Source organism: Acinetobacter yuyunsongii (assembly GCF_041021915.1).
Lineage (GTDB): Bacteria > Pseudomonadota > Gammaproteobacteria > Pseudomonadales > Moraxellaceae > Acinetobacter.
This window is the reverse complement of sequence record NZ_CP157440.1, coordinates 1-9,300: the sequence shown is the minus strand read 5'-3', so window position 1 is coordinate 9,300 and position 9,300 is coordinate 1. Positions and strand designations below refer to the sequence as shown.

General features: G+C 36.4%; 11 protein-coding genes and 1 pseudogene. 8 read left to right on the top strand and 4 right to left on the bottom strand.

From position 1 onward, the window contains the following. The first annotated feature begins 548 nt into the window (after positions 1-548). From repM to ABLB98_RS15585, 5 genes are all read left to right on the top strand, one after another. Positions 549-1,472 (top strand): replication initiation protein RepM, encoded by a 924-nt coding sequence (gene repM / locus ABLB98_RS15605; protein ID WP_005155887.1) that lies wholly within the window; start codon positions 549-551, stop codon positions 1,470-1,472. Between the two features lie 63 nt (positions 1,473-1,535). Further along, positions 1,536-2,102, top strand: a complete 567-nt coding sequence (locus ABLB98_RS15600) for a plasmid replication DNA-binding protein (RefSeq protein WP_126132634.1) — start codon at positions 1,536-1,538, stop codon at positions 2,100-2,102. Positions 2,103-2,309: 207 nt separating this feature from the next. Next, positions 2,310-2,918: a hypothetical protein gene (locus ABLB98_RS15595; protein ID WP_348883738.1), complete on the top strand. Its 609-nt coding sequence runs from the start codon at positions 2,310-2,312 to the stop codon at positions 2,916-2,918. A 582-nt stretch (positions 2,919-3,500) separates the two neighbouring features. After that, positions 3,501-3,857: a type II toxin-antitoxin system RelE/ParE family toxin gene (locus ABLB98_RS15590; protein WP_004668307.1), complete on the top strand. Its 357-nt coding sequence runs from the start codon at positions 3,501-3,503 to the stop codon at positions 3,855-3,857. Then, entirely contained in the window at positions 3,850-4,152 is a 303-nt protein-coding gene (locus ABLB98_RS15585) for a helix-turn-helix domain-containing protein (protein WP_001140620.1), read from the top strand. The genes ABLB98_RS15590 and ABLB98_RS15585 overlap by 8 nt, the downstream gene beginning before the upstream one ends. A gap of 41 nt (positions 4,153-4,193) precedes the next feature. Here the strand turns inward: ABLB98_RS15585 and ABLB98_RS15580 are convergent. After that, positions 4,194-4,355, bottom strand: a pseudogene (locus ABLB98_RS15580) (IS6 family transposase); the annotation flags it as partial. Positions 4,356-4,448: 93 nt separating this feature from the next. Then, the gene (cadR, locus tag ABLB98_RS15575; RefSeq protein ID WP_000550240.1) at positions 4,449-4,841 is read right to left on the bottom strand and encodes a Cd(II)/Pb(II)-responsive transcriptional regulator; all 393 of its coding nucleotides are present in this window, start codon (positions 4,839-4,841) and stop codon (positions 4,449-4,451) included. 89 nt (positions 4,842-4,930) lie between these two features. Here cadR and ABLB98_RS15570 point away from each other — a divergent pair, with 89 nt between their 5' ends. Further along, the gene (locus tag ABLB98_RS15570; protein WP_007484275.1) at positions 4,931-6,211 is read left to right on the top strand and encodes a cation transporter; all 1,281 of its coding nucleotides are present in this window, start codon (positions 4,931-4,933) and stop codon (positions 6,209-6,211) included. A gap of 227 nt (positions 6,212-6,438) precedes the next feature. On the opposite strand, the gene ABLB98_RS15565 is transcribed toward ABLB98_RS15570, so the two are convergent. Then, a complete protein-coding gene (locus ABLB98_RS15565) occupies positions 6,439-6,663 on the bottom strand; it encodes a hypothetical protein (protein WP_005155906.1) in 225 nt (74 codons plus the stop codon). Positions 6,664-6,841: 178 nt separating this feature from the next. Here ABLB98_RS15565 and ABLB98_RS15560 point away from each other — a divergent pair, with 178 nt between their 5' ends. Further along, entirely contained in the window at positions 6,842-7,102 is a 261-nt protein-coding gene (locus tag ABLB98_RS15560; RefSeq protein WP_005155907.1) for a hypothetical protein, read from the top strand. A 107-nt stretch (positions 7,103-7,209) separates the two neighbouring features. Here ABLB98_RS15560 and ABLB98_RS15555 read toward each other — a convergent pair whose 3' ends face one another. Beyond that, positions 7,210-8,166 carry a MobA/MobL family protein gene (locus ABLB98_RS15555; RefSeq protein WP_087545996.1) on the bottom strand — a complete coding sequence of 319 codons (957 nt, stop codon included), beginning with the start codon at positions 8,164-8,166 and terminating at the stop codon, positions 7,210-7,212. A gap of 353 nt (positions 8,167-8,519) precedes the next feature. Here ABLB98_RS15555 and ABLB98_RS15550 point away from each other — a divergent pair, with 353 nt between their 5' ends. Then, positions 8,520-9,275, top strand: a complete 756-nt coding sequence (locus ABLB98_RS15550) for a hypothetical protein (protein WP_126132633.1) — start codon at positions 8,520-8,522, stop codon at positions 9,273-9,275. The last annotated feature ends 25 nt before the right edge of the window (positions 9,276-9,300 follow it).

The window sequence follows — 9,300 nt, the reverse complement described above, 5'->3', positions numbered from 1 at the left end:
CCATAGTTGAGCGAGTGTCTACGAGCGACACAATCAAAATTCGCGCCTAGACTCCCTGAAAAACAGCTTTTTAGGCTGTGAAGCCTAAATAAGCGTAAATTACATATAGTAATTTGAGCCTAGATCGAGCGAAGCGAGTAAAAAAGTTCTATGAGCGAAGCGAATTCCGAGTTGCTTTTGATCTTGCTTTTGCTTTTTCTTAAATTCACGGAAACATTAACCTAAAAATTGCCCCGACGAATCGAGCGAAAGCGAGATTCAATAGAGTTTGAGCGAAGCGAAAACCAAGGGCAATTTTTCTTTGCCTAGGCTTTTAATTATTTTTAAAGTTTTTAATGTTTTTAGACATGCTGAAAGCCTTTGTTTGCAATAGTTTAAGGGGTAATAAAGATAGGTTTAAGGGGTAATAAAGATAGGTTTAAGGGGTAATAAAGATAGGTTTAAGGGGTAATAAAGATAGGTTTAAGGGGTATATGAATAGATAGATTGTTGACTATTTAAAATATATAACATATAACCTAGTTAAATGAATTAATAAGCTTCATATCATGACAAATAACAATAAATTAGTTGTTAAAGATAATGCTCTTATCGATGCTTCTTTTAACTTATCGCTCATAGAGCAACGTATTATGCTCTTGGCCATAGTTGGAGCTAGAGAGTCTTCTAATCTCACACCTGATACACCAATAGAAGTACTTGTAAGCGACTACATTCATCAATTTAAAGTGGATAGTAATAATGCCTATGGCTTACTTAGAGAGGCAGCAAAAACACTAAAAAGAAGGGAGTTTAGTTATTTAGATAGATATAAGGGCCTAGAGGCTCTTACTACTGCAAATTGGGTAAACAAAGTGACCTATGTAGATTCTAGTGGTCTTATTGTTTTATACCTTAGCAAAGAAGTTATCAGCTTAATTAGCCGATTAAGCGAACAATTTACCAAATATCATATAGAGCAAGTATCTGATTTTAGAAGCAAATATAGCATAAGACTATATGAGCTATTAATTAAATGGTTGAATGTAGCAAAAACTGAGAAATATAGTATTAACGATCTTAGATCAAAGTTAGGGCTTGATGCGACTGAATATTCAACAATGTCTAACTTTAAATCCAACGTATTAGACAGAGCAGTAAGTGAAATTAATAAACACACTAATATTACCGTTGAATATGACCAATTCAAGAAAGGTCGAGTCATCACTGATATTCAATTCAGAATTAAATCGAAAGTTAGATCATCTCAACCAGAATTAACCAGAACATCCCAAGTAGCATTCCACCAAATGACAGATGCTCAAATCAATATGTTTGGCAATCAGCTTTCACGACTACCTGAATTCTCAAACTTAGCAGATGGTAATGAAAGCTATGAGAGCCTAGCCGCGAAAATCAAAGAAATGCTAAGAGATCCAATACAGCAAAAACAGTTTTTTCCTCATCTAAAGAACTTAGGCTTTAAAGCTTGAGTGTATTGGAGAATACAAATATTGTATTCTTCAATACGTTTTCAAAATACACAGCAATACACTATGAATACAGCTACAAAATACAGTGTTAGTGATGCTGCAACCCTGTATAAAAAATCTCGAGCTACGCTATATAAAGATATAAAAAACGGTGTGTTAAGCCGTGACCACGATGGTTTTATAGATTTTTCAGAACTTCTTCGTGTCTATGGAGAACCTTTTGGAGTAAAACAAGTAAAACGTATCGATACGTCTCCAATACAAAATCAAAATACATCTGAATACACCAATAAAACAGTTGTAGAACTCAAAAACCAAATCGATTTTCTAAAAAAACAGTTAGAAAAAGCCGAAGATCGTGAAGCCAAGGCAAACGCTCGTATAGATACACTGCTGACACTCATTGAAATGAAGCCCCCAAAAGCCAATATGACTACGTTTACCGATCAAGAGCTGCCTCAATCAAATACTGCCCCAGCACAGCCAGAACCAGGCACCGTTGACACGAAAGATGAGGGATTGACTACTCTGGTTGAAAAAGAAAATAAGCGAATTGCAGTGCCGGAGCATGTCGAGCCTGAACCACCAAAACGGGGCTTTCTGAGCCGGTTTTTCCTGCCGAATGGCTGAGGGGATTGTTCAGTCTGACTAAGCAAAGGCGTGGAACTTTGGTTAAGAAATAGGCGTGGAACGTGAAAAATCACAAAAAAAGCCCAACTTGGGGAAGATGGGCTATCAACTAGGAACTACAGCATTGATTTCTATAGATAATTATAACGCATTTCGTATAAGCTGTATTATGTTAATTTTAGCGAAACTTTATAACCGTAGAGTCCTATGACTGATACTTTAGCTAATAACTTTGATTACAAATGGAATATGTTATTCCCCAATAAGCTTCCTATTCCATATTTGTTTAAGCATTATTTCACAAAAAATTGGATTCGCTTACATAGTCTCCCTAACTCAAAAAGGTATGCTGATTGTGCTTTTGAAATTGATTTATTAATCAACAGACAAAATCAAATTATTAGTGATTGTTTCCCTCAAGGTACAACCCTTTTCATTGTCTCAGGGAATACCTTTATAGGTGACTCATCTATAGCCAACTATGATCAAGTATCCAAACTTTCATATAATTTTATTAGTGGGTCACGTATAAATTTACATGAAGTTGATCCTGAACATTTTGATGACGATGAAAACAATGATCTCTATTTCACGCCTATGTTTACTGAAGTAGTCTGGGAACAAAACTCACATGACGATCTATTACTTAAAATAGCTAACGATGAAACTCGTGCATTTTTAATATCTTTTGAGAAAAAGATAATTGTTGCGCCTTATGATGGCGGTTTAGATATAATTATTGACGATTTCACTTTAAAAAGTCAGATAAAACAGAAATATCATGAAATGTTGTCAGCGAGAGATGATCAACTATAGATGAGACCTAATTTTTCCTTTTTCTCATCAAGTTATTTTACATCCATTTAACATAATGGCCGTTATGCGAAATCATTTACAAAAAGTTATTGTTTTTCAAATATTTAAAAAATTAGTCATGACTAAAAAATAGGTAAAAAGCCGACTCGGAAACAAGTCGGCTGCTTTTTAAGCACTTTTGTCACTTTTAGCCAATAAAATTGGTTAAAAAATATTCAAAAATCCAAATTTTCCTGATTTCTAAAGGTTCTCATTTCTGAAATTATCCCCATTTCCTGCGGACAAATATCGGGATAAATCCCTTATAAAATCATGTACGTTTTGGCGTACAGCCATTCAAGAAAATTGCCAATAGCCATACTCAGCTAAATTTCCTATGATGAGTTCATCGAGAACAGGATGTTCCACATAACAACAATAAGATCAGCGACAGGACGCGAGGGATGACAGGAGTTGACCCTAGTACCAAATACGAAAAACCCCGACAGGATGTCGGGGTTTTTTATTGCCTATCCTTTCTCATTTGCAAAACAAACATAATGCCCCTAAAATATAGACTATAATCTATATTTTGGTTGTGGTATGTGGACAGTCATTACGACAGATCTATTTAATCAGTGGCTTGAACAGCAAGATGAACCTACACAAGAGAAGGTCCTAGCTGCCCTGGTTGTTCTACAGCAGCAGGGACCGAGTTTAGGCCGTCCTTTAGTAGATACTGTGTATGAGTCTAAATTTACCAATATGAAAGAACTGCGTGTTCAACATCGCGGTAGACCCTTAAGAGCTTTCTTCGCATTTGATCCCTTACGACAGGCTATTGTTCTATGTATTGCTGATAAAGGCGGTAAAAAGCGTTTTTATAAAGACATGCTGGATATTGCAGATGAACAATACCAACTTCATCTCACTACCCTAGGAGATAAATCTAATGGCTAAGACTCTGCAAGAATTGTTAGCTAGCCGCTCTCCAGAGAGCCAAGCCCGTATTCAAAAAATGGCTGATGAATTACTGCTAGAAAATCAGCTTCATCTTATTCGTGAAGAACTCGAAATTTCTCAAAAAGAGCTTGCTGAAACTTTGGGAATAAAACAGCCATCGCTTTCAGCAATAGAAAATCGTGGCAATGATCTTAAGATTTCAACCATGAAAAAGTATGTTGAGGCAATGGGTGGGAAGCTCCGTATTGATGTAGAGCTTCCAACAGGAAAACATATAGGATTCAACGTTTAACAATAAAAATGGGAGCTATAGGCTCCCATTTTTAGATTCGTATAACGTTGAACCCAACGGTAAATAGTCGTGTGATCAACATTCGCACCCCGTTCGGCCAGCATTTCCTGCAGTTCACGATAGCTAATGCCATATTTACAATACCAGCGCACAGCCCAAAGAATGATTTCGCCCTGAAAATGCCGACCATGGAAAGGATTCATATGCTGCACCTTTAGCTAAAACAGTCTTCAGCTTACCATTCGTGGTTATTTGCAACAGTGCCGATTTTTTGAAAAAAGCATAGGTCTAGATAATCAAGCTAGATTTTTTAAAACTCCACATTGGTCAATTGTACATAAACCATCACAAGTACCTCTTAAATCAGATAGTTGTTCAATAAGCTTTTGTTGCTTGATTATATTTTCTCTGATAGCACTGACATGTAAGTCAATTAATTCATTCACATCTGAACAATTTTTCTCAGGTTTGTCTTTATAGGTAAGTAATTGACGAATTTCATTCAAACTCATATTTAAAGTTCGGCAATTCAAAATAAATTTAATTCGCTCAACATAGCCTACATCGTAAAGGCGGTAATTTCCTTCCGTTCTTTCCGGTTCCGGAATTAAACCTTCCTTTTCATAAAACCTAATTGTTAATACTGAACATGAGGTTTTTTTAGAGAGTTCACCAATTTTTAAATGCATTGAGTTAGTATTTCCAAAGATTCTTGACTCTATAGTAACTATAGGGATTCTAATATTCAAAGTTTATAATTTTTTTAATGGGTATAATTATGAGTGGTTGTGGATGTAGTAAAGAAACACCATGCGAAGATAAGAAATCTCAACAAGAAAATCATCCATCAATTGCAGAAGCAAACAATTCAAAGAATTGTGATAATACGCTTAGCTGTTGTGGTGAAGAGGAAGAAAAAAAATCTTCATCTCCTTGCTGTAACACTTCAAACAGTTGTGAAGATACCGCTCAATCCTGTTATGGTTCTGATCCCAAAGAAAATTTAAGCACTGAAGACGTTTTAAAAGATTCGCACTACATGAGTGAATACTTAGTTCCCAAAATGGATTGTTCTGCGGAAGAACAGATGGTTCGTATGGCGCTATCTTCAATTGATGGTGTTCAAAAACTCATCTTTGATTTACCTAACCGTTCTTTAAAGGTTCTACATAATCAAAAAGATGAAAATATAACCACCAAACTTGAAGCTTTGGGTCTTGGTGCAAAGCTTGTGAAGACTGAAACTTATATAAGCAATCAACAGGCTAAGCAAACAAGTACCTACACCATTCCTAAAATGGATTGCTCTGCTGAAGAGCAAATGGTCCGTATGGCTCTTGCAGATATTGAAGCAGTTAAAGGTCTTACTTTTGATCTTCCCAATCGAAAACTGAAAGTCTTCCATAATGAAGGGATTCAGCAAATTACGGCTAAACTCGAAGGACTGGGTTTTGGGGCGAAACTTGATGAAACACAGCTTTCTTCAGGCGATATACCTAATGAACCTGATCCTGTGAGACAAGCTAAAGTACTTAAACTGTTATTAGGTATTAATGCTCTACTTTTCTTTATAGAATTCATCAGCGGTATTATTGCTGCGTCTACAGGATTGATTGCTGATTCTCTAGATATGTTTGCCGATGCAGCCGTTTATGGTATTGCGCTATATGCCGTCGGAAAAGCTGCGAAATATCAAATAAAAGCAGCCCATTTCGCAGGTTGGATTCAGTTATTACTTGCTGTTATCGTGATTGTTGATGTCATTAGACGATTCATGTTTGGAAGCGAGCCAGAATCAACGCTCATGATTGTTATTGGCCTGCTCGCACTTATAGCTAACGTGACATGCTTATATCTTATTTCTGGTCATCGAGAAGATGGCGCACATATGAAAGCCAGTTGGATTTTCTCGGCGAATGACGTTGTCGTAAATATGGGCGTTATATTTGCCGGTGTACTCGTGGCGTGGACGGGATCAGCTTATCCAGACTTAATCATTGGCATACTGGTTTCTTTATTCGTACTTAATGGTGCCCGAAAAATTTTGGCTTTGAAGTAAGAGTATCGAAAATGAATCTATTTGGCACTATTGCAAATAACCACGAATGGTAAGCTGAAGACTGTTTTAGCTAAAGGTGCAGCATATGAATCCTTATGTCTTAAAAGCATGTAATTTTTAGTATTAAAAATAGCCCTCTGTTGAGGGCTATTTAACATAAAATCTCTTCTACGAAATGCACGTGTTAGAACCCAATTAAATCTTTAATTGGGTTCACATCAAATACTCTATTGATCACGATAAGCTCGAACTTTCTCAAAAATTGGATAAAAGTCCAGACCATCATCCTTCATATCTGAAATTATGACCGCAATTACTGCAATCGTAGTGGGCACTTTACCGTTCTTTTTATAGTTGGTAATGGAGTTGGCGTTCATATCTAAAAGCGCTGCAAATTCTTTAATAGAAAGGCCAGACTTACCTATAAGTCTTTGAAATTCTTCGTAAGGCATAGTTTAAAAAGCAGAATTGTTCTGATGGAAAAGTATAGCACAGATCATTTATTTACATTTAAACACATAAATAATGTGATTAACACACTATTTATGTGTTTAAATATTCCCATATCCTTCTTTCAGGACATATGAAGAAGGTGTTTTTAATTATTTCTTCTTAAAATGAGGCATAACAATGGGTAATTTAAACTTGATTAATCATTTATATCTTTCTGAAAATTCTAGAAAAATTGGAACTCAACTCATTAAAGAGCTCTCAATTAATAGATCGAACAATCTGAGTTTATTTTTAAACGTTAATAAATGTTTTGACGATCGAGAAGCAACATTGGTATGGACGCAGCATCATCTTGATCAACATATAGATGATGATTACGAAGACGTTAAACGCGCTTTTTTAGCATTCTTTCCTGATGGAGCATTTATGCAATTTTGAGACTGTTAATTGAATAGCTAGACTCCCTGCATGGTCCTTTTAAAGGACCATTACACAATTTACAGTCCTACAGTCAGTTTACCTGTCACAGATTTTTGAACGCTCTATCAAAATCCAAAACTAGGACCATCAAATCCCTTCGTTTTTTCTTGTGCCTGCTTCTGCTTTTCTTGCTCTAGTGACTTTTGCTTATTCAATTCTGCCTCATAGTACGGTTTATACAGCTCATAACGATTCTCAGCTCTCAACCGATTAATTTCTACAATCATGTCCTGTTTTTGCTGAAAACGGACAGGATCACTTTCTTTTGCAAACCGTAGTGCCTTACTCATGATCGGCACATCTTGCAGATGAGTATCATATTTTTTATTGTAATCTTCATTGGATAGACAACTCACTAGATTCGGAACCTCTACCTTTAGCCCTCTAATTTCAATAATTTTGGTCGGTGCATAACGCTGTAAGCTGTCATTAATCAGCTCTTCAGTTTTCTGCCGATACAACTGCAACTGTTCTTTGCCCATCCCTAACACATCTGCCGTGAGCTTTTGTGCACCGCCTTTCTCTGGCTGCTCAGGGTTATAACGCTTAAAAAACTGCTCCGGTGTTCGCTCAATACCATCAACATGGCGTTCACTGTAAATCAAATGCAAGTGCGGCTGATCTTGTCCCGCCAAAGCGCCAGCATGATTATGAATCGCGCAAGTAAAAGGATAGCGATAACGATCAGCAAATTCGGCAATAAATGCCTCGGCCAACTCGATGCGCTGTTCTTGAGTAAGTTCTTTCGGCAAAGCCACCACCAAACTTGAACAGACCCGACCATTTTTGCGTTCATACAGATCCGAGGCCTGCCAAAATTCTTCCGGATTCCCCTCGGCAAAGCTGGGCATATTACCTGAGCAAACAAACTCAAGTTGTTCATGAACATGATCTTTATGTTGTGCAAATTGTGCAGTTCGAGTGATGTAGTGAAAGCGCTCTTTGGCCGTTCTAGGCTTGTTATTTTTACCACCTTTTGGGGGCGGATTTTTACTGTTGTGTTCAAGATTACAGTAGAACATTCTGGTGCCGACCCTCCATGGTATTTTGATGTTGTAACAGCACTTTTTAATGCTGTAACAGTACTTTTTGATGTTGTAACAGTACTTTTTTAATGCTGTAACAGCACCTTAGTTTCTATGTAACAGATAACATTCAATATAAATCAATAACTTACATCTCTAATTGCCTGCGGAGCACGAGAAGAAGTGTTTCTAAAAAGCTATAATTTACTTCGTAAAATTATAGCTTTTTAGAAACACGGAAACGAGCTAATAAATTAAATAAAATGTTCCCACATTTTATTTAATTTATTCATGCCGCCATATGCTACTCTACTGATATCTGATTCATGTGTTTTTTTGGGGTGCTGATCATGGTGAAACGAGGTCGTCCTGCTAAAGTTTTATCAAATGAAGATCTGATTCAATTGCAGCAGTTTTTAGAAAAATTACCGTTCCTCACAGAAATCCAATCTCATGTTTTAAGGTCATTATTATCTACAGAAAAATTTGATGAAGAGATATTCAAAAAGTTTAAAACTGTAGATCGCTATAGAGTGCTATATCAACAACGCCAAATCTTACTTGAACAGATCAAACTCAAAGCACATAACCAACAAAAACTAATGGACAATGAAGTTGAAATTTTAAGTTTGGCCCAACAAGACCAGGATCGAGACACCTGGTTTAGACTAGAGCGAGCCTTAGAGTCTTATCAAAAAATCCATAAGGCAGTTCTCAATGACCGTATACGCCTCGAAAATGAGCAAAAACGCGAAGTTTTAAATAAATCGAGGAAAACCCTTAGCGAAGCACAAATCAAGCGTAATGAGGAAAACAGACGCAAATACGAGTTAGGTGGTGCAGTATTAGCAGCCTTTAAAAAATTGAATATTGATATTCATTCGGAAACACCAGACCAAATCACCAATAGAATTGTCAATAACAGTCAATTCGCTTCTAGGGTAAGAACAAGTAAAATATTTAAAGAGATTACTGAACACACCTACAATTTTTTTAAACGACAAAATTTATTTCTTGATGTTCTTGAAGGCCTATCAACTTGGGAAAGTAATCATAAGAAACTATCAACGATAGAAATTGAAAAACACCAACATAAACATCAATAGTCCTGATTATTTCAACTTAGAGTCC